Origin of the sequence: Niveispirillum irakense DSM 11586, from assembly GCF_000429645.1 — a bacterium.
Taxonomy (GTDB): domain Bacteria; phylum Pseudomonadota; class Alphaproteobacteria; order Azospirillales; family Azospirillaceae; genus Niveispirillum; species Niveispirillum irakense.
Genome location: NZ_AUCG01000016.1, coordinates 390002 through 415249, shown reverse-complemented (window position 1 = coordinate 415249; position 25248 = coordinate 390002). Strand labels below are relative to the sequence as shown.

The following is a 25248-nucleotide window of genomic DNA, read 5'->3' as shown; positions in this document are numbered from 1 at the left end:
AAGCGGGTTTGGCGCAGGGTGCCCCCTCATTCCCCCGGCAGCAGGGCGGGTTCCGGCGGCACGGGCTGGCGCGGCACATGGTCCAGCGGGGCCAGTTCGGGCAAATCGCCATTGCCGGGGGTGGCGCGCAGATCCTTGAAGCGCCGGGCCGTGACCAGCACCCGCGTTTCCAGCGATGCGACGGCGGCATTATAGCTGTTCACGGCACTGCCCAGCCCTTTGCCCACCTTGCCCATATGGTCGGCCATGGTGCCCAGCCGCTCATAAAGCTCCCGGCCCAACTGGCTGATGGTCTGGGCGTTGCGGGCGAGGGCTTCCTGTCGCCAGCCATAGGAGACGGCACGCAGCAGGGCGATCAGCGTTGTCGGCGTGGCCGGGATCACCGACTGGTCGATGCCAGCCTCAATCAGGGCCGGGTCATGCTCCAGGGCGGCGGAGAAGAAATTCTCCCCCGGCAAAAACAGCACGACAAATTCCGGCGCCGGGTCGAACTGCGCCCAATAGCGCTTTTCCCCCAGCCCCTTCATATGGTCGCGGATATGGCGGGAATGGCGGGAGAGGTGCAGCCGTCGGGCCGCATCATCGCCTTCATTGCTGGCATCCAGATAGGCTTCCAGCGGCGCCTTGGCATCGACCACAATGCTTTTGCCGCCGGGCAGGCGGACGATCAGGTCCGGGCGCAGCCGATTGCCGTCGCCGCCTTCCATGCTGGCCTGTTCATGGAAATCGCAATGATCGACCATGCCGGCCATTTCCACGACCCGGCGAAGCTGGATTTCCCCCCAGCGACCCCGCGCCGCCGGGCTGCGCAAAGCGCGGACCAGATTGGCCGTCTCTGACCGTAACTGCCCCTGGCCTTCCATCAGGTGGGCCACCTGGGTTTTCAACTCGGCATAGGCACCGACACGGGCCTGCTCGATCCCCTGCACCGCCTCGCCAAATTTCACCAGATGGTCGCGGATGGGGGTGACCAGCGCATCGATGGCGGCGGAGCGCTTCTCCAGGTCGCCCTTGGCGCTTTCCTGGAACTTCTCCAACTGCGCCTGGGCCAGGGTCAGGAAATCGCGGTTATTGGCCGACAGGGCTTCTGCCGACAGGGCCTTGAAGGCATCGGCCAGCCGGGTTTGCGCCTGATCCAGCAGGGCCAGCTTGTCGGCATGGGTCTGGCGCTCCTGCTCCAAGGCGGTGCGGCATTCGGCAAGGGCGGCCTGCAACTCCGCCTGCTCATCCTGGTGATAGGCCAGCGCCTCCTCCAGCCCCGGCACGCGGGCAGCCGCCGCCTCTGCCGTGGCACGGGCGGCGGCTTCTTCCATCTGCTGGCGGCGGGTGCTGGTCAGCAACCGGTCCCGCTCCACCAGCTCCTGGCGCAATTCCGCCTGATACCGGGCCAGATGGTCGCGCTCTACCCGCAGGGCGGCCAGTTCCGTTCGCAGCCCGCCCGCCGCCTGCCGCAGCCACAAGGCGGTGATGCCGGCGGCCAGCACGGCACCAATCAACAGCGACAGCGGATCAAGGGCGAAACTGGGCACAGGCATCAAGGCTCCGGCAGATTATCCGGCGCCGATGCTACGCGCTTATCATCCAGAATGGAACAGTTCATGAACGAACGGGTGCATCCTGTCGCGCCCCGCGACCTCAATGCTGCATCAAGAGCCGGGTGACGCCGCCCCGCAGCAAGGGCAAACGGGCGGCAGCGCGCAGGGCGGCATGGCGGACAATGCGCTGGGGCAGCCTTTCATCCGTATAAAGCCCGACAATCAGGTTGGTGGCGCTGTAAAGCGGCTTGGTGGCCAGACGGTGGGTCCATTCATACCGGGACAACAGGGCCGGGGCGGCGATATCGCCACCCTTCGCCACGGCCTGCGCAATCAGCCCGGCCAGGGTCGCCTGTCCCTGAAGGCCGAAATTGAAGCCATGCGCCGTCACCGGGTGCATGCCGACGGCGGCATCCCCGATCAAAGCAGCGCGGCGCGTGACGAAACGGTGGGAATAGGTGGTGGCCAGGGGATAGACATGGGGGCTGCTGACCACCCGCATGTCCCCCAGCCGTGCCTGATACCGCCGGGTCAATTCCTGGCCCAACGCCGCTTCATCCAGGCGCATCAGCCGGTCCATTTCCCCTGCCGGCAGGGTCAGCACGGCAGAGGAGAGAGCGCCGTTCAAAGGCAGCATGGCCATGGTGTGCCCATGTTCGAACCATTCCGTCGCCACGCCGCCATGCTCGCCCTCATGCGCCACGCGCACCACCATCATGGACCGGCCCAGCCGGTTGATCTCCGCCCCGATGCCCAGCCGCCCGCGTACATCGGAAAAGCGGGAATCGGCGGCCACCAGCAGCGCGCCCGTCAATACCGTGCCATCGGACAGGCGCACCATGGCGCCATCCGCATCGGTGCGTACCTCTGTCACCGCCTGCCCGGTGATCAGCGACAGGCCCGTCTGCCCGTCGATCGACTGGAACAGGGCCCGGCGGATCAGGTGATTGGGCACCAGATGGCCCAGCCTGTCCGCCCCTTCCCTCTCACCCCCGAAACTCAAGGCGAAGGGAGAGGAGCCATTCAGCACCACAGCCTTGCGCAAGGGTGCGATTTCCGCCGCGTCGATCCGGTCCCAGACACCCAGCTTTTGCAGGATATCGGCCGAGCGATGGGTGAGGGCGATTTCCCGCCCATCAAAGGCAGGATCGGCCAGGGCGTCATGGGGTTGGCGTTCCACAATGGCGATGCGCAAGCCGCTATCGGCCAGCGACCGGGCAAAGGCCAGACCGGCGGGACCGCCGCCGATCACGATCACATCATGTTGGGTGGAACGCTCGCACGCCATTTCAAGTCTCCCCATCCACCCGTCCGGGTGTCATCGTCACTGGGAGGAAATGTAGCGCGACTGGCCTGTAAGGTAACTGCGGCACGGTTGCCAATAGTGAGAAAAATAAGGATTTTCAATTATCGTTTTGGACAGGGAATGATTTTGCGATGAGGCTTTAAATATTCCGGTATCGCAACGGAATTTCTTTTCAGGTGTTTTGAGCAGACTGAAAAAGGTGCGGCGGTCATCACGATGATGGACGGATAGCCGTGATGACCGCCGCTTATCCTCAATAACCCGCCGCGTTGCCGTCCACGCGCATTTCCGTGCCGGCATGGTAGGTGCCGTTGGCATGGTCGCGCAGGATGGCTTCGTAGCTGCCATAATGCAGGCCGGGCTTGATCTCCACCTTGTGGCCGCGGGCCTTCAGGGCTTCCACCACATCCGGCGCAATGCCCTGTTCCAGGTACAGCGTGCCGGTGCCCTCGCCCTTTTCCCCTGTCGGTTCGGGGGAGCCTTCATGCTGCCAGCGGGCGGCGTCGCCTGCTTCCTGCACATTCATCCCGAAATCGATGATGTTGACCAGCACCTGGGTATGGCCCTGCGGCTGCATCGCCCCGCCCATCACGCCATAAGCCAGGAAGGACTGACCATCCTTGGTCACCATGCCGGGGATGATGGTGTGGAAGGGGCGCTTGCCGGGCGCATAGACATTGGGATGCTTGGGGTCCAGCGCGAACTGTTCGCCGCGATCCTGCAGCATGAAGCCCAGCCCGTCCGGCACCAGCCCCGACCCCATGCCGCGATAATTGGACTGGATCAGTGCCACCATCATCCCGTCCTTGTCGGCGGTGGTCAGGAAGATGGTGTCATGGCTTTCCGGCATGATGCCGGTTTCCGGCGCACCGGCCTTGGCCATGTCGATCAGGGCGCGGCGTTTGGCGGCGTAATCCTTGGAGATCAGCGTGTCGATCGGCAGCTTCACGAAAGCCTGATCGGCATACCAGCGTGACCGGTCGGCGAAGGCCAGCTTCTTGGCTTCTACCGAGACATGGATGAAATCGGCGCTGTTATGGCCCATCGCCTTCAGATCATATCCTTCCAGGATGTTCATCATCTGAAGGGTGGCCAGACCCTGGCCGTTGGGCGGGATCTGCCACAGATCATAGCCGCGATAATTGGTGGTGATCGGTTCCACCCAGTCGCTGTGATGGCTGGCGAAATCCTCGTACCGCAGCGGGCCGCCGATGCGCTTCATATAGGCATCCACGGTGCGGGCGATCTGGCCCTTGTAATAGGCATCGCGCCCACCCTTGGCCACCAGGGTCAGTGAATTGGCAAGGTCCGGATTGCGGAAAATTTGGCCAGCCACAGGGGGCTTGCCGTCGATCAGATAGGTCTTTTTGGCGTTGTCCAGTTCCTCGATCACCTCACCCAACTGGCCGAAGCGGCGGAAATTATTGCCCCAGCCCTTGGCGATGAAGGGAGAGAGGGGGAAGCCGTCGCGGGCATAGTTGATGGCCGGTGCCAGCACCTGTTCCATCGGCAGGCGGCCGAACTTCTGGTGCAGCTCAAACCAGCCATCCACCGCCCCCGGCACGGTGACGGACAGCGATCCGTGCGAGGGGATCGGCTTGCCCGGCCCCAGCCGCTGGGTCAAATCCTTCAGGCTCTGGCCCTTGGGCGAGCGGCCCGAGGCGTTCAAGCCATGGACCTTGTTGGTCTTGGGATCCCAGACCAGGGCGAACAGGTCGCCACCCATGCCGCTGCCGGTCGGTTCCATCAGCCCCAGCGTGGCATTGGCGGCAATGGCCGCATCCACCGCCGTGCCACCCTGTTGCAGGATGGAGATGGCCACCTGCGTCGCCAGCGGCTGGCTGGTGGCGGCGGCACCATTGGCGGCGATGATTTCCGACCGGCCGGCGAAATTGGCACCAACCAGACGGTCACCGCGCCCGGCCTGGGGCAGTGACGCCTCTTCAGCAGCGACCGCCGTTTCCGTCATGATCGGCATGGTCAGTACAGTTCCCAGCAGTAGCAGCGCCACGCGCCGCGTGAATGTCCAAGCCATTGTCCGAAAGCCTTCCTGTGCATGGATGAGGCCTTGCGCCCCTTATGTGTTCCCACCCGCATGGTTTTAAAGCCATGCGGCGGTATGGGGCAACCATTGCGGCCAGCGCCTCTCCGTGCCAGCCTGGAACGCAGGATTATTGAGATAAAGGAAGAGTGATCGTGCGGGTGATGGTGAATGGTGCGCCGCTCTGGTTCGATGTCGAAGGCGCGGGGCTGGTGCCGGACGGGGAGGGGATGCGTCAGCGGCCAACGCTGATCCTGCTGCATGGCGGCCCTGGCTTCGACCATGCCACCTTCAAGCCCGCCTTTGGCGCCCTGACGGATGTGGCGCAGGTGATCTATCTGGACCATCGCGGCCAGGGCCGCAGCGGCGGCAGCGATCCGGCCACCTGGACGCTGGCGCAATGGGCCGATGATGTGAAGGGCTTCTGCGATGCGCTGGGGATTGAAAAGCCCTTTGTGCTGGGCAACAGCTTCGGCGGCTTCGTCGCTCAGGCCTATATGCAGCGCCATCCCGGCCATGCGGCGGGGGTGATCCTGTCCTCCACGGCGGCGCGCATGCAACTGGACCTGATCGTCAAGGCGTTTGACCGCCGGGCGGGGCCAGCGGTGGCGGCTGCCGCCCGCACCTTCTGGACCGATGTGACGGCGGACAAGGTGGCGCCTTATGCCGCCATCTGCATGGGCTGTTACACGGTCAATCCGCCACCGGGCGGCATTGTTGGCCGGTCGCGCTCCATCGTGAAGCCGGAGGTGCTGGAACATTTCTCCGGCCGGAACGGGGAGATGTGGGGCATGGATTTCCGCCCCAGCCTGGGTCGCGCCGCCAGCCCCGTGCTGGTGCTGGCCGGCGATCAGGACCCCATCACCCCCTGGGAAGCAGCAGAAGAGATTTTCGCCCATCTGCCGCCGGCGACATCAATGTTGAAGCGTTTTGCGCAGTGCGGCCATGGCACCTTCCGCGATGATCCGCAGGGAACATTCGACCTGTTGCGCGCTTTCATGCGCCAATGACCGCCATAATTGGCGGCCATAGATTTTGTGCCGCCCCCTTGGCGCTGTTTTACGAGAGTTGATCCCCCATCATGCCCTCATCCTTCCTGTGGCGGTCGTCGCTGTCATTTTTGCCGGTTCTGTTGCTGACGATGGGCCTGACCCTGCCCGCATCGGCGCAGATGGTTGATGGGGCCATGGCGGCGGAGCCGGAACCGGCCTCCCCCCTGCCGGGGGCGCCGACGGTGGGCGCGGATCGGGGCACCCTGACCCTGCAGCTGGAAAATGACCTGTTCTATAATATCGACCGCCATTACACGAACGGCGTCCAGGCCAGTTGGACCACGGCACGCGATGCCGTGCCGGGCTGGACGCGGGAATGGGCGAAACTGGTGCCCTTCTTCGCCCAGGATGGCCATGTGCGGGCCGTCTTCTCCCTGGGGCAGAACATGTATACGGCCAGCGACATCAACCTGCCCGACCCGCCAGAGACCGACCGGCCCTATGCCGGCTGGCTGCACGGATCGGTGGGGCTGATCAATGAGACCAACCGCCGGATGGACCAGTTGCAACTGACCGTCGGCGTTGTCGGCCCCGCGTCCCTGGCGGAGCCGACGCAAAAGCTGATCCACCGGATCGTGGGGTCACCCAAGCCGCGCGGCTGGGATACCCAGCTTCACAATGAGCCGGGGCTGGTGCTGACCTACGAGCGGAGCTGGCGTCAGGATATCCTGGCCGGCGACGGTTTCGGGATCGACATGATGCCCCATTTCGGTGGGGCTATCGGCAATGTGGCCACCTATGCCGATACGGGCTTGATGGTCCGGGCTGGCTGGCGGCTGCCGGCTGATTTCGGTCCCGCGCGCATCCAGCCCTCGCTGCCCGGTGCCGGCTTTTTTGAGCATGACGTGGCCCACCCTATCGGCTGGTATCTGTTTGCCGGTGTGTCGGGGCGTGCGGTGGCGCGCAACATCTTCCTGGATGGCAATACGTTCCGCGACAGCCGCTCGGTTGACCGCAAAATCCTCGTCGGTGATTTCCAGGCCGGCATGGCCGTCAATATCTACCGGGCGCGCCTGACCTATACCCATGTCTTCCGCAGCCGCGAATTCAAGACCCAGGACAAGGGCGACCAATATGGCGCGGTGGCGGTGACCTGGCAGTTCTGACCGGACGGGGCCCATCCCGCCCCATCACGGGCGCATGGCGGCAATATTGCTTCGTGGATTGACGCTGTCGGGCCATTTTCCGCAAATGTCGGCCAGGATTGGCCCCTTGGGATGGCGGAAAATATGGAAGCGGTTGGCGCGCAGCATCTGGGTTCGGCCCGGCGTTTGATCGTCAAGATCGGCTCGGCGCTGATGGTGGATGCCGCCACCCATCAGGTCCGCCGTAACTGGCTGGATTCGGTGGCCGATGATATCGCCGCGCTGCGTGCGCAAGGGGTGGAGGTGCTGGTTGTCACCTCTGGCGCCGTCGCCTGCGGGCGGGAGCATCTGGGGCTGGTGGGCCGGCCCCTGAAGCTGGAGGAAAAGCAGGCCGCCGCCGCCACCGGGCAGATCCGGCTGGCCCATGCCTATCAGGAGACGCTGGCCCGCCATGGCATCACCGTGGCCCAGGTTCTGCTGACCCTGGACGACACCGAGGATCGTCGCCGCCACCTGAATGGCCGGGCGACGATGGAAACCCTGTTGAAGCTGGGGGCCGTGCCCGTCATCAACGAGAATGACACGGTGGCCACAGCGGAAATCCGCTTTGGCGATAATGACCGGCTGGCGGCCCGCGTGGCCCAGATGATCAGCGCCGACACGCTGGTGCTGCTGTCGGATATTGACGGGCTTTATACCGCCGATCCGCGCAACAACCCCGACGCCCGGCACATCCCCCTGGTGCGGGAAATCACGCCGGAGATTGTGGGCATGGCGGGTGAACCGCCCCCCGGTTACAGCAGCGGCGGCATGGTGACCAAGATCGTGGCCGGTCGCATCGCCATGGCCGCCGGCTGCCGCATGGCCATTGCCATGGGCAAGCGCATGAACCCGCTGGCGGCCCTGCTGAAGCCGGTGGAAGAGGGTGGGGCGCCGGCCACCTGGTTTGTGCCGGGGGCGGAGCCGCGCACCGCCCGCAAGCGCTGGATCGCCGGATCGCTGAAGCCCCTGGGCACGCTGGTGGTGGATGATGGCGCGGTGGCGGCCCTGTTGAAGGGGGGCAGCCTGCTGCCCGCCGGCGTGCGCGATGTCAGCGGGGAGTTCGACCGCGGTGATCTGGTGCTGATCAAGGGTCATGACGGCCGCATTGTGGGCCGGGGCCTGTCAGCCTATGCCGTTGCCGATGCCCGTGCCATTGCGGGTCGCCGCAGCGCGGAGATTGAGGAAGCGCTGGGCTATCGCGGCCGGGACGAGATGGTCCATCGCGACGATCTGGTTCTGGGCTGATACGGTCTGACGGGATGCAGGTGACGGGGCGGCGGTCTTATCGCCGCCCTTTGTCATTTGGTGCCATTCACGGCGCCGGGGTGGCGGCCTATACTCTCTTACCCGCTTCCGGTTTTGAGAGACCCTGACCCATGTCCGCCCCCACCGCCGCCCTGCTGATTATCGGTAACGAGATACTGTCCGGCCGCACGCAGGATGCCAATCTGGCCTTCATCGCCCGGCATCTGGCAGGGCTTGGCATCCCCTTGCGCGAAGTACGGGTGGTGCCGGATGTGGAGGCGGAGATTGTTGCCGCCCTGAACGCGCTGCGCGACCGCTACAGCTATGTTTTCACCACCGGCGGCATCGGCCCCACGCATGATGACATCACGGCTGAATGCGTGGCCAAGGCCTTTGGCGTGCCCTTGCTGCGCCATCCGGAAGCCGTGCGCCGGCTGGAGGCGCATTATGCCGATACGGGCCTGCTGAACGAAGCACGCCTGCGCATGGCCAATGTGCCGGAAGGCGGCATCCTGATCGATAATCCGGTCAGCACGGCACCGGGCTTCCAGATCGGCAATGTCTTCGTGATGGCCGGCGTGCCCAAGATCATGCAGGCCATGCTGACCGGCATTACCAGCCGTCTGGTCGGCGGGCCGGTGACGCTGACCCGTTCTGTCGCCAGCGCCATCCCGGAAGGCAGCTTCGCCGATCCGCTGCGCCTGCTGGCGGCAAAGCATGAAGGGGTGGATATCGGCTCCTACCCCGCCTTCCGTCAGGGCAAGGTTTCCACTGCGCTGGTCCTGCGCACGGCCGACGTGGCGGCCCTGGATGCGGCGACCGCCGATGTGGTGGCCATGCTGCGCGATCTGGGCGGTGTGCCGGAGGTGGTGGAAGGCTATGGCGAGGAGAAGGGGGGCTGACCCCCTAGAGCAGATCGCGGAAAAGCGAAAGGCCCGGTCGTTGCCGACCGGGCCTTCGATTTGGTGGAGCCAAGCGGGATCGAACCGCTGACCTCTACAATGCCATTGTAGCGCTCTCCCAGCTGAGCTATGGCCCCTTAACTCGTTGGCGCTGCCTGGGTCGTCAGCGCCGTGGGCGGGTTTATGGACAAACTGCCCGCGCTATGCAAGCGGAAAAATCAGCGCCCGATGAGATTTTTCTCCAAGCCCGTCGCCGGGACGCAGGGGCTGGAAAAGCGAAAGGCCCGGTCGTTGCCGACCGGGCCTTCGATTTGGTGGAGCCAAGCGGGATCGAACCGCTGACCTCTACAATGCCATTGTAGCGCTCTCCCAGCTGAGCTATGGCCCCTTAACTCGTTGGCGCTGCCTGGGTCGTCAGCGCCGTGGGCGGGTTTATCTAGAAACCCGCGACCATATGCAAGCGGAAAATTCACGGTCCGGTCATTTTTTTCAAGCCGGACCGTAACTGCTTGAAATGGCTTACTTAGCGGTCTTCGTCATTCTCGATGTCGACCACTTCGCCCATATCGTCGCCGTCATCCAGCTCGTCGGCGTCTTCCAGCAGGACATCCTCGTCCTCATCGACGACGGCGTCATCGACATCATCGGCCTCGATCTCGTCGGCCACGTCGGCATCGTCATCGACGGTATCCTCGACGACTTCCTCCAACTCTTCCTCATTCTCCCGATCCAGCGCTTCCTCGTCACGCGGGGCCGGCTTCTTCGCATCCTCAACCGGGATGGGACGGGCACGGCGGGAGCGCAGCAAGGCCTCCGGGTCGAAAGTCGTACCGCAAGACGGGCACACCGGCGGGTCTTTGCGCATGTCGTAATAGCGCGCGCCGCAGCTCGGGCAGATGCGCTTCACACCCCATTCGGGTTTGGCCACGAGTAACCTCCATCCATACACGCGCGCCCATAGATAGCGCCACGATCCGGGCGGCATCTGCCATGATAGCCGCCCCCTGTCAACGAACTTGGCCGGTCTGTGCCGCTTTCCCGTTATGCGGGGCGGCCCTGCCGGGTCGGGGCCTTCCGGCCCGCCGGGCACCATGCTATGTCGCTTATAACATTCTGTCGCCCTAAACGAGTTCCGGAGCAATCACATGTCCGCTTCGTCCCCTGTTCGTCCGCTTTCCTCCGCGCGTACCGGCGCGCTGTCCGGCACCGTGGCGGTGCCGGGTGACAAGTCCATGTCCCATCGCGCCTTGATGTTTGGTGCTTTGGCCCTGGGGGAGACGAAGATCGAAGGTCTGCTGACCGGTGAGGATGTGCTGCGGACCGCCGATGCGCTGCGCGCGCTGGGGGCAGAGATCGTCCGTGGTGAGGATGGCATCTGGCGTACCCGTGGCCGCGGCGTCGGCGGCCTGGCCGAGCCAGACCGCGTGCTGGACATGGGCAATAGCGGCACGGCCGCACGGTTGCTGATGGGGCTGGTGGCGACGCATCCATTCACCTCCATCTTCACCGGCGATGCCTCGCTGACCAAGCGGCCCATGGCGCGGGTGACGGGGCCTTTGTCGCAGATGGGCGCCCGGTTTGAGCTGCGGTCCAAGGGTCGCCTGCCCGGCGCTGTTATCGGCACATCCACGCCGATGCCCGTCACCTATCAATTGCCCGTGGCCTCGGCGCAGGTGAAATCGGCCATCCTGCTGGCGGGGCTGAACACGCCGGGCAAGACCACGGTGATCGAGACGGAGCCGACCCGCGACCATACCGAGCGCATGCTGCGCCATTTCGGCATCGAAGTGGTGGTGGAAGAGGTGGAAGGCGGGGCGCTGGCCGCCACCGTCACCGGCCAGGGCGAGTTGCGCGGGCGCGACCTGAAGGTGCCGGCTGATCCGTCATCGGCGGCCTTCCCCGTGGTGGCGGCGCTGATCCGGCCGGGCAGCGAACTGCGCCTGCCCAATGTCGGCACCAATATCCGCCGGACCGGGCTTTACACCACGCTGGTGGAAATGGGCGCGGATATAAGGTTCGAGAATGCGCGTGAGGAGGGAGGCGAGCCGGTGGCCGACCTGCTCGTCCGCGCCTCCTCCTTGAAGGGGATTGAGGTGCCGCCGGATCGCGCACCCTCCATGATCGATGAATATCCGATCCTGGGCGTGGCCGCGGCCTGCGCGGAAGGCAAGACCGTGATGCGCGGTCTGGCTGAATTGCGGGTGAAGGAAAGCGACCGTCTGGCCATGATCGCCAGCGGTCTGGACGCCTGCGGTGTGAAGCTGGAAATGGGTGAGGATTGGCTGGTTGTGCATGGCACCGGCAAGCCCCCGGTCGGCGGCGCCACCGTCGCCACCGCCATGGATCACCGTATCGCCATGAGTTTCCTGGTGCTGGGCATGGCATCCGACCAGCCGATTGCGGTGGATGATGGCGGCTTCATTGATACCAGCTTCCCCGGCTTCGTCACACTGATGAACCAGTTGGGCGCCGGCATCACGGAGGTGTGAGGCGCAGGCAAAAGGGTGCCCGGCATCTCCACCCGTCAGGCACCCTTTGCATCCTCAGTGATCGCCCCTGTGGCATATCTCCACGGGGGCTTGACGCTGTGGGTATCAGCGCGCCAGGGTATCCCCCTGTTCCACCGCTTTTCGACGAGTTTTCCCCATGTCCCCCGTCTCATCGGTTGCACCCGTCATCGCCATTGATGGTCCCGCCGCCAGCGGCAAGGGTACGCTGGCCCGCCGCGTTTCCCAGACCCTGGGCTATGCGTTGCTGGATACGGGGGCGCTCTATCGGGCGGTGGGGCTGGCCATGCTGCGCGCCGGTACCGATCTGCGCGATGCTGAACGGGCAACCGTCACGGCCCGCGCCCTGGATGCCGCGCAGATCCGCGATCTGACGGCTGATCCCGCCTTGCGCCAGGATGCGACGGCGCAGGCCGCCTCCATTGTGTCGGCATATCCGGGCGTGCGGCAGGCTTTGCTGGATTTCCAGCGCGGCTTTGCCGCCACGCCGCCGGATGGTGCCGCCGGTTCGGTGCTGGATGGGCGGGATATCGGCACGGTGATCTGCCCTGACGCACCGGTAAAGCTGTTCGTCACCGCCAGCGTGGAAGTGCGGGCCACGCGCCGGTTCAAGGAACTGGGCGGCGCGGAAAAGGGCGTGGATTTCGACGCGGTGCTGGCCGATATGCGCGCCCGCGACGAGCGCGACACGACCCGCGCCTTCGCCCCCCTGGTGCCGGCGGAAGATGCCGTGGTGCTGGACACGTCCGACCTGGATGCCGATGCCGCCTTTGATGCCGCCATGCGGGTGATCCGGTCGCACCTCTGATACCCGCGTCAGTACATTCTGACCTGTCAGAATGTACTGACTTTGGCGGCATGGGCCGCCACGCCGGTCGGCGCGGATACCGAGGTCAAGATTTCTCGAGCTCGGTATGATAACCGACGGAGGCCTTGCCCTATGCGACTCTATCGGTTGCGGGCGGCCGCCATTCCGGCTATATAGCCCGCCTTGCCCCGAAGGGTATGAAGGAACGTGACGCGTGCGGCACCAGGGACCGGTATGGTCCCGGCGGTGCTGCTCGCGTTCAGCTATTTGAACGTCCTCGCCGCGCTATCGTGGCGTAGCCATGGACCTTCATCAAGGCTGGCGCCCGGCGCCGGTCTCTTCGGGATCAGGACAGCGCCGGCCTGTTGCCGGTGGTGATCAAGGCCAAGTCGCCGGGCGCGGTGCCCGGTGCGGCGGTGGTGAAGCTACAGAACCGGTTCGGGCGTGCCGGGGATGGGTGGAAGCGCCGTTAAGAGCAACCCGAAACAGTCTGCCCATTGGAGTTTACATGGCACAGGTTTCCGCCGCGAAGGAAAGCTTCGCCGCCCTGCTGGAAGAATCGTTCGGCACTGCCGACAGCCTGGAAGGCACCGTCGTCAAGGGCCGCGTTGTCAGCATCGACAACGACATGGTGCTGATCGACGTTGGTCTGAAGTCCGAAGGCCGCGTCGCCCTCAAGGAATTTGCCGTTCCGGGCCAGCCGGTCGAGCTGAAGACCGGCGACACCGTTGAGGTGTATCTGGAGCGCATGGAAGACAAGAACGGCGAAGCCGTCCTGTCCCGTGAGAAGGCCAAGCGCGAGGAAGCCTGGACCCTGCTGGAGAAGTCCTTCACCGACCAGAGCCGCGTCACCGGCATCATTTTCGGTCGCGTCAAGGGTGGCTTCACCGTCGATCTCAATGGCGCCGTGGCCTTCCTGCCGGGCAGCCAGGTCGATATCCGTCCGGTTCGCGACATCTCCCCGCTGATGGGCACGCCGCAGCCGTTCCAGATCCTGAAGATGGACCGCTCGCGCGGCAACATCGTCGTTTCCCGCCGCGCCGTGCTGGAAGAAAGCCGTGCGGAAGCCCGCTCCGAGCTGGTCGCCTCCCTCAAGGAAGGCCAGATCCTGCAGGGCGTGGTCAAGAACATCACCGATTACGGTGCGTTCGTTGATCTGGGCGGCGTTGACGGCCTGCTGCACGTCACCGACATCGCCTGGCGCCGCATCAACCACCCGTCGGAAGCCCTGCAGATCGGCCAGACCGTTACGGTCCAGGTCATCCGCTTCAACTCCGAGACCCAGCGTATCAGCCTCGGCATGAAGCAGCTTGAGGCCGATCCGTGGGAAGGCGTGGAAGCCAAGTACCCGCCGCAGGCCAAGTTCAAGGGTCGCGTCACCAACATCACCGACTACGGTGCGTTTGTGGAGCTGGAGCCCGGTATCGAAGGTCTGGTGCACGTCTCCGAGATGAGCTGGACCAAGAAGAACGTCCATCCGGGCAAGATCGTTTCCACCTCTCAGGAAGTGGAAGTGATGGTGCTGGACGTGGATCCGGTGAAGCGCCGTATCTCCCTGGGTCTGAAGCAGACCATGCAGAACCCCTGGGAAGCCTTCGTCGAGAAGTTCCCGGGCGGCACCGAGCTGGAAGGCGAGGTCAAGAACATCACCGAATTCGGTCTGTTCGTGGGTCTGCCGGGCGACATCGACGGTATGGTGCACCTGTCCGATCTGGACTGGAACACCCCCGGCGAGCAGGCGATCCAGGAATACAAGAAGGGCGATCAGGTCAAGGTCAAGGTCCTGGACGTTGACGTTGAGAAGGAACGCATCTCCCTGGGCATCAAGCAGCTCGCTTCCGATCCGTTCGAGAGCGCAGCCGCTGGCGTCAAGAAGGGCGATGTCGTCACCTGCACCGTGACCCAGATCACCGAAGGCGGGATCGAGGTTGAGGTTGGTGAAGGCTTCACCGGCTTCATCCGCAAGTCCGACCTGTCCCGTGAGCGTTCCGAGCAGCGCCCCGACCGCTTCGCCGTTGGCGAAAAGGTCGACGCCAAGGTCACCCAGGTCGATCGCGGTTCCCGCAAGATCGGCCTGTCGATCAAGGCCAAGGAAGTCGAGGAAGAGAAGTCCGCGATGGCCGAATTCGGCTCGTCCGACTCGGGCGCCTCGCTGGGCGACATCCTGGGCGCCGCTCTGAAGCGCCGCCAGCAGAACGACTGATCCGGCAACGGATTGGCCTGATCTGTTCAGGTCGTTAGAGTAGTAAGAAGGCCGCCGGGGCAACCCGGCGGCCTTTTTGCTTTTCGCGTGGCTTAAAATTTGGAATACGTGTTTTTGCACGATATTTAAAGTTTATGCTTGATATGGTCTGGCTAATGCGTAATCTCTCCGCAGGTTCATGCGTGAAGGTTACGTGTTTATGTCTGTTTCGCCCATTCTTCCAGAAGAGAGACATCGGCTGATCCGGCAAAGGCTGGAAGCGGATGGCAAGGTCTTGGCCATTGATCTCGCGCGTGAATTGGGAACGTCTGAGGATACGATCCGGCGTGACCTGCGCGAATTGGCCGCCTTGGGAATTTGCCAGCGGGTTTATGGCGGGGCGCTCCGCCGATCACCGGCGACCGGGGATCTTCAGGCGCGAAACCGGCAGAATCCGGAAGGCAAGGCGCTGGTTGCGCGCCATGCGGCCGATCTGGCCCGGCCTGGCACTGTCATCTTCATGGATGCCGGCAGTACCAACCGTGCCATCGCCGCCTGTTTGCAGGAAGGGGCGGGCATCACGGTCATTACCAATGCGCCTGATATTGCCCTGCTGTTGCTGGAACGGGGCGGGTTTGAGGTGATCCTGGTCGGCGGCGTCATGGATGCCCGTGTGGGCGGTACGATCGGGGCCCGTGCAGTCCGTGATATCGCAGCCTACGCAGCCGATCTCTGCTTCGTGGGCGCTTGTGCGATATCGGCGGAAGCGGGTGTTCGCTGTTTCATGATGGAAGATGCCGAGTTCAAACAGGCGATGATTGGTGCCAGCCGTACCGTGGTGCTGGCCGCGACGCCGGAAAAGATCGGTACCACCGCCCCCTTTGCCGTCTCAGGCATCAGCGCCATCGATCATCTGGTTGTCGGTACCGGTGTGCCGGCCGACCTGCTGGCCTCCATCCGTGATGCCGGCACCACGATCCATATAGCTGACTGACTTCAGGCCGATCATGACATCCGTTACTTCCGTTGCGGCGGTTCCCGCAGCGCGGCTGGCCACACGGCTGGTCTTTCTCTTTGCCGGTATTGCCACGGCGGCCTGGGCGCCGTTGGTCCCTTTCGTAAAGGCGCGGGCCGGGCTTGACGATGGCACGCTTGGCCTGTTGCTGCTGGCACTGGGCACCGGTTCCATTCTGATGATGCCGCTGGCCGGTGTGCTGGCGACCCGTTTCGGCTGCCGGGCCGTGATTATCGTTTCCGCTGTCATTGCGGTTGCCATGCTGCCGTTGCTGGCCGCGGCCAGTGCGCTGGTCTGGCTGGTGCCGGCCCTGTTCCTCTTTGGCGCTGCCATTGGTACGGCCGATGTGACCATCAATGTGCAGGCAATTATTGTCGAGCGGGAAGCAGGTCGCCCGATGATGTCCGGCTTCCATGCCCTGTTCAGCGTTGGCGGTATTGTCGGTGCGGCAGGGATGGCGGCGCTGCTCGGGGTGGGGGCCACCCCTTTACTGGCGGTCGGCCTTGTCGTGATCGGCCTGCTGGTGCTGTTGGGGTTGGCCTATGGCGGGTTGTTGCCTTATGGCAGCCAATCGGAAGGGCCTGCCTTCGCCTTGCCGCGCGGTATCGTTCTGCTGATCGGCCTGCTGTGCTTCGTCACTTTTCTGGCAGAAGGGGCGATGCTGGATTGGAGTGCTGTGTTCCTTGACACGGTGGTGGGTATGGACCCGGCCTTTGCCGGCCTGGGCTATGCCGCCTTTGCCGCCGCCATGACGGTGGGCCGCTTTGCCGGGGACAGGATCGTCCATCATTTCGGCCCGATCCGGGTGTTGACCCTGGGGGGACTGATCGCCGCATCGGGCTTTGCCATCGCCACGCTGCTGCCCTTCTGGCAGGGGGCGCTGTTCGGCTACGCATTGGTCGGGATCGGTGCGTCCAACATCGTGCCTGTCCTGTTCAGCAGTGTTGGGCGTCAGAAGCGGATGCCGGAAAGTCTGGCCCTGCCGGCAGTCTCCACCATGGGCTATGCCGGTATTCTGGCCGGGCCGGCCCTGATCGGCTTCATCGCCCATCTGACTAGCCTGTCAGCCGCCCTGCTGCTGCTGAGCGTGGGGCTGATCGGGGTGGCGATTGGCGCCCGGTGGCTGCGGTCCCTCTGACGTATCTGGGTTCACCGGTCGGGATCAGCGCCGCCCCTTCCCAGGGAGAAGGGGCGGCGCTGGCCACCCGTCAGGCAGCGGCCTTCTGTTTCACCCAGTCATTCACCAGCCCTTCCAGCACGCTCAGCGGCAGGCCGCCGGAACCCAGCACGACATCATGGAAGCCCTTGATGTCGAACTTGTCGCCCAGGGCCGCCCTGGCCTTGTCGCGCAGGTCCAGGATTTTGATCTGCCCCAGCTTATAGGCACAGGCTTGGCCGGGCATGACGATGTAGCGGTCGATCTCGATCACAACGCCTTCTTCGCGCATGCCGGTCGTGTCGCGCATATAGGCGATGGCCTGGTCCCGGTTCCAGCGCTTGGCATGGATGCCGGTATCCACCACCAGCCGCACGGCGCGGAACAATTCGTCCCGCAGACGGCCGATATCGCCATGCGGGTCATTGTCGTACATGCCCATTTCCTTGGCCAGCAACTCGGCATAGAGCGCCCAGCCCTCCGCATAGGCGGAGAAGGGATAGAGCTTGCGGAAGGTGGGGATGCCTTCGATGGTCTGGGCCAGGGCCAGTTGGAAATGATGGCCGGGCACGGCCTCATGATAGACCAGGGTGGGGAGTGAGAATTTCGGCGCCCGCGACTTCTCGCCCATGTTGATATAGAAAATGCCCGGCCGCGACCCGTCCAGGGCCGGCGGGTTGTAATAGCCGCCGGGTGCCGTCGCCTCCGCATATTCCGGCACGGCCTGGATATCCACCGGCTGGGGCGGCAGCTTGTTGAACCACTCGCCGGATTTGGCCATCACCGCATCGGTCATGCGTTTCAAATCGGCCAGTTCCTCCGCATAAGATGCACGGCCGCCCTGATAATGTTGGGCCGGGTCCTGCTCCAACTGGCGCACGCGTTCCGCCACGGTGCCTTCGGTCAGGCCGAGGCCGCGCAGCAGCGCATCCATCTCTGCGCTGATCCGTTCTACCTCTGCCAGCCCCAGGGCGTGGATGGCATCGGGTTCCATATCCACCGACGTGTAGGAGCGCAGGGATGCCTTGTAGAAACGATCGCCATCGGGCAGGCGCCACACGCCGGCATCGGCGGTGGCCTTGGGGCGGATCTCATCCCGCAGCAGCGTCGCCAACCCGCGATAGGCTGGATAGACATCCTGTTCCACGGCGCTGGTCGCCTCAGCCAGCAGTTTTGCCCGTGCATCCGCCGACAGCCCCTCCACCTTCTCCAGCCGTGTGGCGAAGCTGGTGATCAGGGGATTGTCCTTCGGCGCCGGCTGCGTGAAACCGTCCAGCACAACCAATGTCTTGTCGATGACGAAATCCGGCGGCACCACCCCGGCAGCGGCCTGGTCACGCACCGCCTGCTCCAACTGGCTGAACTTGTGTCGCACGGCCTTCAGGCGGCTGACATAGCGCTCTGCCATCTTCGCGCTGTTCACATTATGGCCGTTGGCAAAGAATTGCGGCAGGCGCACAGGGGCAGAGAAAAGCTGATCCACCGGGTAAAGCGTGGCGGCCGGGCTGGACCAGGAGAAATTCGAGAGGCCAAGCTGGGTGCGGTAAAATTCCAGCATCACCTTCTGGGAAATCGCTTCCTGGCCGGTCAGGTCCTTATAGCCCTCCAACTCGCGGATAGCGTCCAACAGGTCGGCTCTGCTTTTTTCCTGCTGCTCCTGGCTGATCTCATCCAGCTTTCCACTGTGGAAATCCAGTAAGGTGCCATCAATCAGGCCGATCTGGCTCAAGGTCTCCGGACTGTCCATGACCTGAAGGATGGTCTGGCGCTCAATCGTCGGGTGGATGGGTAAGGGCCCGAAGATGGCCCAGGTGGCAGCCCCTGCCGCCAGCACGACCACCCCTGCCACGGTCCCCAAAAGGATGCGCTTGATCTTCACTGTCTGTTGCCCCTGTCCGAAAGCCGGTTTCCCCGGCTGGGTTGTTGGTAGGAGCAAAATACAGAAAGCCTGAACGGAAACCGACGGAAAGATACCGGGCCAGGGTGACGGTTATGCAAGTTGCCATAGGGCCGATGGCCGAAGCGTGTTCTCAGGAAGATGTTCCCTTCCCTTGGAAAGAATGAGAGCCGCGTAGCTGGGGGGGGAAGTCTGGCATTCTTTTTCTGTCTCATAATATATTTCTATATCAATAACTTAGCTTTCTGTTGGCGGGGGCGCTGCCAAACTGTCACCCATCTGTCCCTGAATTGTGACAAGGCGCCTCTTGACAGGGAGGGGGGCGTTGAATAGCTCTTTGGCACTCACCGAGCGTGAGTGCTAACACAAGGCTCACGCCAAACCCTTTTGCCTATCTCAGGGAGAGATCCATGAAGTTCCGTCCGCTGCACGACCGCGTCGTGGTCAAGCGCGTCGAATCCGAGCAGAAGACTGCCGGCGGCATCATCATCCCCGACACCGCCAAGGAAAAGCCCCAGGAGGGCGAGGTGGTTGCGGTTGGTTCCGGTGCCCGTGACGAATCCGGCAAGCTGATCGCCCTGGACGTGAAGGCCGGCGACCGCGTTCTGTTCGGCAAGTGGTCCGGTACGGAAGTGAAGATCGACGGTGTCGAATACCTGATCATGAAGGAAAGCGACATCATGGGCGTTATGTCCGCCTGAGTCGGTTCACTGAACCCTATCTGATCCCTATTCATTCGAAGGACGAAAATAATGGCTGCCAAGGAAGTTAAGTTCGGCTCCGACGCCCGCGCCAAGATGCTGCGCGGCGTGGACATTCTGGCCGACGCCGTGAAGGTGACCCTGGGTCCGAAGGGCCGCAACGTCGTGATCGAGAAGAGCTTCGGCGCTCCCCGCATCACCAAGGACGGTGTCTCGGTCGCCAAGGAAATCGAACTGTCCGACAAGTTCGAGAACATGGGCGCCCAGATGGTGAAGGAAGTGGCGCAGAAGACGGCCGATCTGGCCGGCGACGGCACCACCACCGCCACCGTGCTGGCCCAGGCCATCGTTCGTGAAGGCGCCAAGGCCATTGCCGCCGGCATGAACCCGATGGACGTGAAGCGCGGCGTTGATCTGGCTGTTGCCACCGTCGTGGCCGACATCCAGGCCCGTTCCCGCAAGGTCACGACCAACGACGAGATCGCCCAGGTCGGCACCATCTCCGCCAACGGCGAAGCCTTCATCGGTGCGAAGATCGCCGAAGCCATGGCCCGCGTCGGCAACGAAGGCGTGATCACGGTTGAAGAGTCCAAGAGCCTGGAGACCGAGCTGGATGTCGTCGAAGGCATGCAGTTCGACCGCGGCTACCTGTCGCCCTACTTCGTGACCAACGCCGACAAGATGGTTGCGGACCTGGAAAGCCCGTACATCCTGCTGTTCGAAAAGAAGCTGTCGGGCCTGCAGGCCATGCTGCCGGTGCTGGAAGCCGTCGTTCAGTCCTCCCGTCCGCTGGTCATCGTGGCCGAGGATGTGGAAGGCGAGGCGCTGGCCACCCTGGTGGTCAACAAGCTGCGTGGCGGTCTGAAGATCGCCGCCGTCAAGGCCCCGGGCTTCGGTGATCGTCGCAAGGCGATGCTGGAAGACATGGCCATCCTGACCGGCGGCCAGGTCATCAGCGAAGATCTGGGCATCAAGCTGGAAAACGTGACCCTGGACATGCTGGGTCGCGCCAAGAAGGTCACGATCTCCAAGGACAACACCACCATCGTTGATGGTGAAGGCGCCAAGGCTGACATCGAGGCCCGCATCGCCCAGATCAAGGCCCAGATCGAAGAAACCACCAGCGACTATGACCGCGAGAAGCTGCAGGAACGTCTGGCCAAGCTGGCCGGTGGCGTTGCGGTTCTGCGCGTCGGTGGTGCGACCGAGGTTGAGGTGAAGGAGCGCAAGGATCGCGTTGATGACGCGATGCACGCCACCCGCGCCGCCGTGGAAGAAGGCATCGTCGCTGGCGGCGGCGCAGCCCTGCTGTACGCCACCAAGGCCCTGGAGAAGCTGACGGCCGCCGATGCGGACCAGAAGTTCGGCATCGACATCGTCCGCAAGGCCCTGCAGGCCCCGGTCCGTCAGATCGCCCAGAACGCCGGTTTCGACGGTTCTGTGATCGTCGGCAAGCTGCTGGAGCAGGCTGACACCAACCACGGCTTCAACGCCCAGACCGGTGAATATGGCGACATGTTCAAGTTCGGCGTCATCGACCCGACCAAGGTTGTGCGCGCTGCCCTGCAGGACGCCGCTTCCATCGCCGGCCTGCTGATCACCACCGAGGCGATGATCGGCGAGAAGCCGCAGCCGCCCGCCGCTGGTGGCGCTGCCCCGGGCGGCATGGGTGGCATGGGCGGTATGGGCGGCATGGACTTCTAAGTCCCACGCCGTTCAGCCGAACTGGCCTGAATGCGAAGACCCCCGCTGGAGCGATCCAGCGGGGGTTTTTGTTTGTCGGCAGGCCGGGTTCCCTTATGGTTCCGCCATACCCGTGGCGTGGAAAGGGGAAGCAGATGGATTTGCATGCGACCGGTGCCTTCGAGGTATCGATGAAGCCCGATGGCACACCCGATGCCGCCGACGGCACCACATTGGGCATGATGCTGCTGGACAAGCGCTTCCACGGTCCGCTGGATGCTGTGGGCAAGGGACGCATGCTGACCGCCATGACGGGCACGGAAGGATCAGCCGTCTATGTGGCGGTTGAGCGGGTGACCGGCACCTTGCAGGGGCGGCAGGGCAGCTTCGTGCTGCGCCATGTCGGCACCATGGACAGGGGACATCAGCATCTGTCCATCTCCGTCGTGCCCGATAGCGGCACGGGCGATCTGGTGGGCATTACCGGGGAGATGCGGATCAAGATCACCAATGGCGATCATTTCTACGATTTCAATTACAGCCTGCCTGGTCAGGGCGAATGACCCCGCGCCCCGCCGCCTTTCTGGACCGGGACGGGGTTTTGAACCGGGATACCGGATATCCTCACCGACCCGACCAGATCATCTGGGTGCCGGGCGCCATGGAGGCTGTCCGCCGGTTGAACCAGGCGGGCTACTGGGTGTTTGTGGTCACCAATCAGGCGGGCGTGGCGCGCGGCTATTATGATGAGGCCACGGTCCGGCGCCTGCATGACTGGATGGGCGCGGAACTGGCCGCCGCCGGGGCCCGCATTGATGATTGGCGCTATTGCCCCTACCATCCCGACGGCGTTCACCCTGATTATCGCCGCGTCCATGACTGGCGCAAGCCCGCCCCCGGCATGCTGCTGGACCTGATGGACCATTGGCCGGTCAACCGCGTCGCCAGTTTTCTCATCGGTGACCGCCAGAGCGACCTGGAAGCGGCCCATGCGGCCGGTATCCCCGGTTATCTAATTGATGAAAAAGACTTTCTTTCCCAAGTTGATAGGCTGATCTCCCTGTCAGGAGGGGAGCGTAAAGGTAATATTGATCCGAATTGATTTATGGTTATGTCGATAAACTTTCTTCCGGCAGAAATGAATGAATTTTATTCACGATTGCAGGTTGTGACACTGCCCATATTATTTGTTTGAATTGATCTATATCTAAGATTTTGTATTAATTTTACATACATCTTCCGCCTGCTTCCAATCGGGCAAGGCGGCGATGATGGATGAATGGCAGATCGGTGCTGACGACGTCCTGGTTTCACGGACAGACCGGCAGGGGCGGATTGAGTTTGTGAATGACGCCTTCGTCCGCGCGTCTGGATATACGGCAGAGGAACTGGTCGGCCGGCCCCATAATATTGTGCGCCACCCCGACATGCCCAAAGCGGCCTTTGCCGATTTGTGGGCGACCATCCGCGCCGGCAGGGCCTGGGAAGGGCTGGTCAAAAACCGGCGCAAGGATGGCCGCTTCTACTGGGTCCGGGCCAATGTGACCCCGGTGGTGGAAGGCGGGCAGGTGACAGGTTTCCTGTCAGTGCGCACCTGTCCGCAGCGCCAGGAAGTGGCAGCGGCGGAACAGCTTTACCAGTCCCTGCGCCGGGAGGGCCCCCAGTCGATACGGCTGCGCGGCGGGGAGGTGCGGCCAGCGGGGCTGGGGGGCTGGTTCTGGCGTATGACCCACAGTCTCTCCATGCGTCTGCATGGTGCCTTTGCCGGTTTGACCCTTTTTCTGACCATGATGGCGGGCACCGGTCTTGGCGCGCTCTGGGCGGTGCAGCAGGCCATTGCCGCCCCTGATCCGGATATGGCGCTGATGCAGGATCAGATCGGCCTCTATGCTGATGCCCTGATCCTGCTGCTGCTGGGGGGACTGGTTTTTGCGCTGCTAGCCGGGTTTCTGCTGCGCAGGGGGATGAGCGCGCCCTTGGCCCGTCTGGCGCAGCATCTGGAAGCAATCACCCAGGATCCGCGTCGCCACACAATCGAGATGCCAAAGATGCGGGAATTCGCGCTTGTCACCGGCCGGTTGCGGGTGTTGCGGGCGCAACTGGCCTATCGGGCGGAAGAAGCGGCGGAAAGTGAACGCCGGGTGACGACGCAACGCCTGCGCGCCGTGCGGGAAATGGCAGAGACGGTGGAGAAGGAAAGCACCCAGGCCGTGGCGCGGGTGGCCCAGCGGACAGGCTTGATGGCGAAAGATGCCGACGCCATGGCGGATTCCGCTGACCGGGTGGGCAGTGCTTCCGGCGGCGTGGCGGCGGCGGCTGATCAGGCCCTGGCCAATGCCCAGGCGGTGGCAGCCGCGGCAGAGCAGCTTTCCGCTTCCATCGGCGCCATCGCCGACCGGATCGTGGAGACCAGCGACAGCACGCAGGCTGCTGTGGCGCAGGGGGAGGCCGCGATGGCGGTCATCGACAGCCTGAGCCGCCATGTCGAAGGGATTGGCAGCATGGCGGATCTGATCGCAGAGATCGCATCCCAGACCAATCTGCTGGCCCTGAATGCGACGATTGAAGCGGTGCGGGCCGGCGAGGCTGGGCGCGGTTTTGCCATCGTCGCGCAGGAGGTGAAGCACCTGGCGACCCAGACGGCCCATTCCACCGATGCCATCCGCACCCGTATTACCGATATCCGGACATCCACCGCCCAGGCGGTGGCTGCCGTGGCCGGTATCGGCCAGCGTATCCAGCAGATCGACCAAGTGGCCAGCGTTATCGCCGAGGGCATGGCCCAGCAGGCCGCCGCCACGCAGGAGATTACGCGCAATGTGGTGGAAACAACCCAGGCCGCCCATCAGGTGTCGGCGTTGATTGCCGCCGTGGCGGGGGATGCCGCAGCGGCCGGTGCCCAGGCCGATGGCGTGCGCGCCAATGCCAGTGATGTGGAGCAGGCGGTTCAGCATCTCCGCTCCCTGCTGGTGCGGGTGGTGAGGACATCCACGCCCGATGCCGACCGGCGGACAGCCCCCCGCTATCCAACCGATCTGACCTGCGATGTGTCGCTTGATGCGCCGCAGGGCCGCCATCCGGTGCGGCTGGTGGAACTGTCCACCGGCGGCGCCACGTTGCACGGGCTTGGCCTCTCGCACCCGGATGTGCGGGGACGTGTCCATCTGCCGGGGGCTGCCGAACCAGTCCCCTTCGCCATCCGGGCCCTGGCGCCCGGCGGGGCGCATGTCAGTTTCGACAACCCCTTGCCGGACGGGATGGTGGTGGCGCTGGCTGCACCGGTGGCGTGATCGGGATCAGCCCGTCTGCTGCTGCAGGCTGTTGGCAATCAGCAGCAACACATCTTCCGTCAGGTTGCCGGACAGGACATAGACCTGTTCCCCCGCGCGCCAATAGACGTAGCTGTGCTGGTCCAGGGTCGCCACCTGCAAGCCATCCTCGTTCAGGGCGGGAAAGATATTGTCGTCTGTTTGGGAGGCGAACAGCACCAGCGTCTTGTCGTTGCCCTGCCAGAAGATTTGTGCCGCGTCCCCCTTGTCCCATGGAACGATCTGGGCGCCCAGCAGCGTCCAGCCATGGGAGGGCAGGGGGATGGTCACGCTGCTGGCAGGGTCCAGCGAGGCCAGTTGCGATGGCGCTGTCAGATCCTGATAGGTCAGCTTGTGTTCGGTAATGTTTTCCCGCATCGCGGTGCGATAGGCGTCTGCTGCCTCATCCACAAAAAGCGGGATGCGGGGGGCGGCATCGGCAGGGCTATAGACTGCCGCCAGCCCGGCATGCAGCCCCCACCCGGCACTGAGCAGCAGCGATGCCACCGCCGCCTGTCCCAGGCCGCGCGTGACCCGCCGCACCAGCAGGCGGCGGCCCAGCCGCCGGGCCTGACGCTCCGTTTCCAGCCGGCGCGGTTGTGGCGGGGTGGACGCCGCCGTCAGCCCGGTTCGCAGCAGCCCGGCCAGTGCCTTGTCGGCCATGACCTGGGCGGCGATATCGGGCCGGGCCGCCAGCCAGCGTTCCACCATGGCATGTCGGCGGGCATCCAACTGCCCATCGACATAAGCCTGGATTTCATCCTCCGTCACCGGATCGTCCAT

Annotated in this window: 20 protein-coding genes and 2 tRNA genes; 14 read left to right on the top strand and 8 right to left on the bottom strand. The window is 64.0% G+C overall.

What is annotated here, in order from left to right; all coding sequences use genetic code 11:
- Positions 1-26 precede the first annotated feature (26 nt).
- From G473_RS25205 to ggt, 3 genes are all read right to left on the bottom strand, one after another.
- Positions 27-1535, bottom strand: coding sequence for a DNA recombination protein RmuC (locus tag G473_RS25205; protein ID WP_051329906.1), 1509 nt, complete (start codon positions 1533-1535; stop codon positions 27-29).
- A gap of 100 nt (positions 1536-1635) precedes the next feature.
- Positions 1636-2823, bottom strand: a complete 1188-nt coding sequence (gene ubiM, locus G473_RS0105375) for a 5-demethoxyubiquinol-8 5-hydroxylase UbiM (protein WP_029012263.1) — start codon at positions 2821-2823, stop codon at positions 1636-1638.
- 271 nt (positions 2824-3094) lie between these two features.
- The gene (gene ggt, locus G473_RS0105370) at positions 3095-4876 is read right to left on the bottom strand and encodes a gamma-glutamyltransferase (RefSeq protein ID WP_210163227.1); all 1782 of its coding nucleotides are present in this window, start codon (positions 4874-4876) and stop codon (positions 3095-3097) included.
- A gap of 170 nt (positions 4877-5046) precedes the next feature.
- On the opposite strand from ggt, the gene G473_RS0105365 reads away from it, so the two are divergent.
- From G473_RS0105365 to G473_RS0105350, 4 genes are all read left to right on the top strand, one after another.
- Positions 5047-5892 (top strand): alpha/beta fold hydrolase, encoded by an 846-nt coding sequence (locus tag G473_RS0105365; RefSeq protein ID WP_245580006.1) that lies wholly within the window; start codon positions 5047-5049, stop codon positions 5890-5892.
- 71 nt (positions 5893-5963) lie between these two features.
- The gene (locus G473_RS0105360; RefSeq protein WP_051329904.1) at positions 5964-7040 is read left to right on the top strand and encodes a lipid A deacylase LpxR family protein; all 1077 of its coding nucleotides are present in this window, start codon (positions 5964-5966) and stop codon (positions 7038-7040) included.
- Between the two features lie 111 nt (positions 7041-7151).
- On the top strand, positions 7152-8306 hold the full coding sequence (gene proB, locus G473_RS0105355) for a glutamate 5-kinase (protein ID WP_245579993.1): 1155 nt from the start codon (positions 7152-7154) through the stop codon (positions 8304-8306).
- A gap of 131 nt (positions 8307-8437) precedes the next feature.
- Positions 8438-9208, top strand: coding sequence for a competence/damage-inducible protein A (locus G473_RS0105350; RefSeq protein WP_029012258.1), 771 nt, complete (start codon positions 8438-8440; stop codon positions 9206-9208).
- A gap of 61 nt (positions 9209-9269) precedes the next feature.
- Here the strand turns inward: G473_RS0105350 and G473_RS0105345 are convergent.
- The 3 genes from G473_RS0105345 to G473_RS0105335 form a co-directional block, all read right to left on the bottom strand.
- A tRNA-Ala gene (locus tag G473_RS0105345) sits at positions 9270-9345 on the bottom strand.
- A gap of 175 nt (positions 9346-9520) precedes the next feature.
- Positions 9521-9596 (bottom strand) — tRNA-Ala (locus G473_RS0105340).
- A 135-nt stretch (positions 9597-9731) separates the two neighbouring features.
- On the bottom strand, positions 9732-10193 hold the full coding sequence (locus G473_RS0105335; protein ID WP_342665645.1) for a TIGR02300 family protein: 462 nt from the start codon (positions 10191-10193) through the stop codon (positions 9732-9734).
- A 160-nt stretch (positions 10194-10353) separates the two neighbouring features.
- Between G473_RS0105335 and aroA the strand changes: the two genes are divergently transcribed.
- From aroA to G473_RS0105305, 5 genes are all read left to right on the top strand, one after another.
- The gene (gene aroA, locus G473_RS0105330) at positions 10354-11697 is read left to right on the top strand and encodes a 3-phosphoshikimate 1-carboxyvinyltransferase (RefSeq protein WP_029012256.1); all 1344 of its coding nucleotides are present in this window, start codon (positions 10354-10356) and stop codon (positions 11695-11697) included.
- Between the two features lie 157 nt (positions 11698-11854).
- Positions 11855-12523, top strand: a complete 669-nt coding sequence (cmk, locus tag G473_RS0105325; protein ID WP_029012255.1) for a (d)CMP kinase — start codon at positions 11855-11857, stop codon at positions 12521-12523.
- 508 nt (positions 12524-13031) lie between these two features.
- On the top strand, positions 13032-14726 hold the full coding sequence (rpsA, locus tag G473_RS0105315; protein ID WP_029012254.1) for a 30S ribosomal protein S1: 1695 nt from the start codon (positions 13032-13034) through the stop codon (positions 14724-14726).
- A 199-nt stretch (positions 14727-14925) separates the two neighbouring features.
- Entirely contained in the window at positions 14926-15699 is a 774-nt protein-coding gene (locus tag G473_RS0105310; protein ID WP_029012253.1) for a DeoR/GlpR family DNA-binding transcription regulator, read from the top strand.
- A gap of 13 nt (positions 15700-15712) precedes the next feature.
- Positions 15713-16858 (top strand): MFS transporter, encoded by a 1146-nt coding sequence (locus G473_RS0105305; RefSeq protein WP_029012252.1) that lies wholly within the window; start codon positions 15713-15715, stop codon positions 16856-16858.
- A gap of 70 nt (positions 16859-16928) precedes the next feature.
- Here the strand turns inward: G473_RS0105305 and G473_RS0105300 are convergent, their stop codons facing one another.
- Positions 16929-18755, bottom strand: a complete 1827-nt coding sequence (locus G473_RS0105300; RefSeq protein ID WP_035705383.1) for a DUF885 domain-containing protein — start codon at positions 18753-18755, stop codon at positions 16929-16931.
- A gap of 428 nt (positions 18756-19183) precedes the next feature.
- Between G473_RS0105300 and groES the strand changes: the two genes are divergently transcribed.
- From groES to G473_RS25195, 5 genes are all read left to right on the top strand, one after another.
- Entirely contained in the window at positions 19184-19474 is a 291-nt protein-coding gene (gene groES, locus G473_RS0105295; protein ID WP_029012250.1) for a co-chaperone GroES, read from the top strand.
- Between the two features lie 51 nt (positions 19475-19525).
- Positions 19526-21178 carry a chaperonin GroEL gene (groL, locus tag G473_RS0105290; protein ID WP_029012249.1) on the top strand — a complete coding sequence of 551 codons (1653 nt, stop codon included), beginning with the start codon at positions 19526-19528 and terminating at the stop codon, positions 21176-21178.
- Positions 21179-21312: 134 nt separating this feature from the next.
- On the top strand, positions 21313-21720 hold the full coding sequence (locus G473_RS0105285) for a DUF3224 domain-containing protein (RefSeq protein WP_029012248.1): 408 nt from the start codon (positions 21313-21315) through the stop codon (positions 21718-21720).
- A complete protein-coding gene (locus G473_RS25200; protein WP_051329903.1) occupies positions 21717-22259 on the top strand; it encodes a D-glycero-alpha-D-manno-heptose-1,7-bisphosphate 7-phosphatase in 543 nt (180 codons plus the stop codon). Before G473_RS0105285 ends, G473_RS25200 begins: the two co-directional genes overlap by 4 nt.
- Before the next feature lie 166 nt (positions 22260-22425).
- Entirely contained in the window at positions 22426-24447 is a 2022-nt protein-coding gene (locus tag G473_RS25195) for a methyl-accepting chemotaxis protein (protein WP_051329902.1), read from the top strand.
- A 6-nt stretch (positions 24448-24453) separates the two neighbouring features.
- Here G473_RS25195 and G473_RS29015 read toward each other — a convergent pair whose 3' ends face one another.
- On the bottom strand, positions 24454-25248 hold the full coding sequence (locus G473_RS29015; RefSeq protein ID WP_051329901.1) for an anti-sigma factor family protein: 795 nt from the start codon (positions 25246-25248) through the stop codon (positions 24454-24456).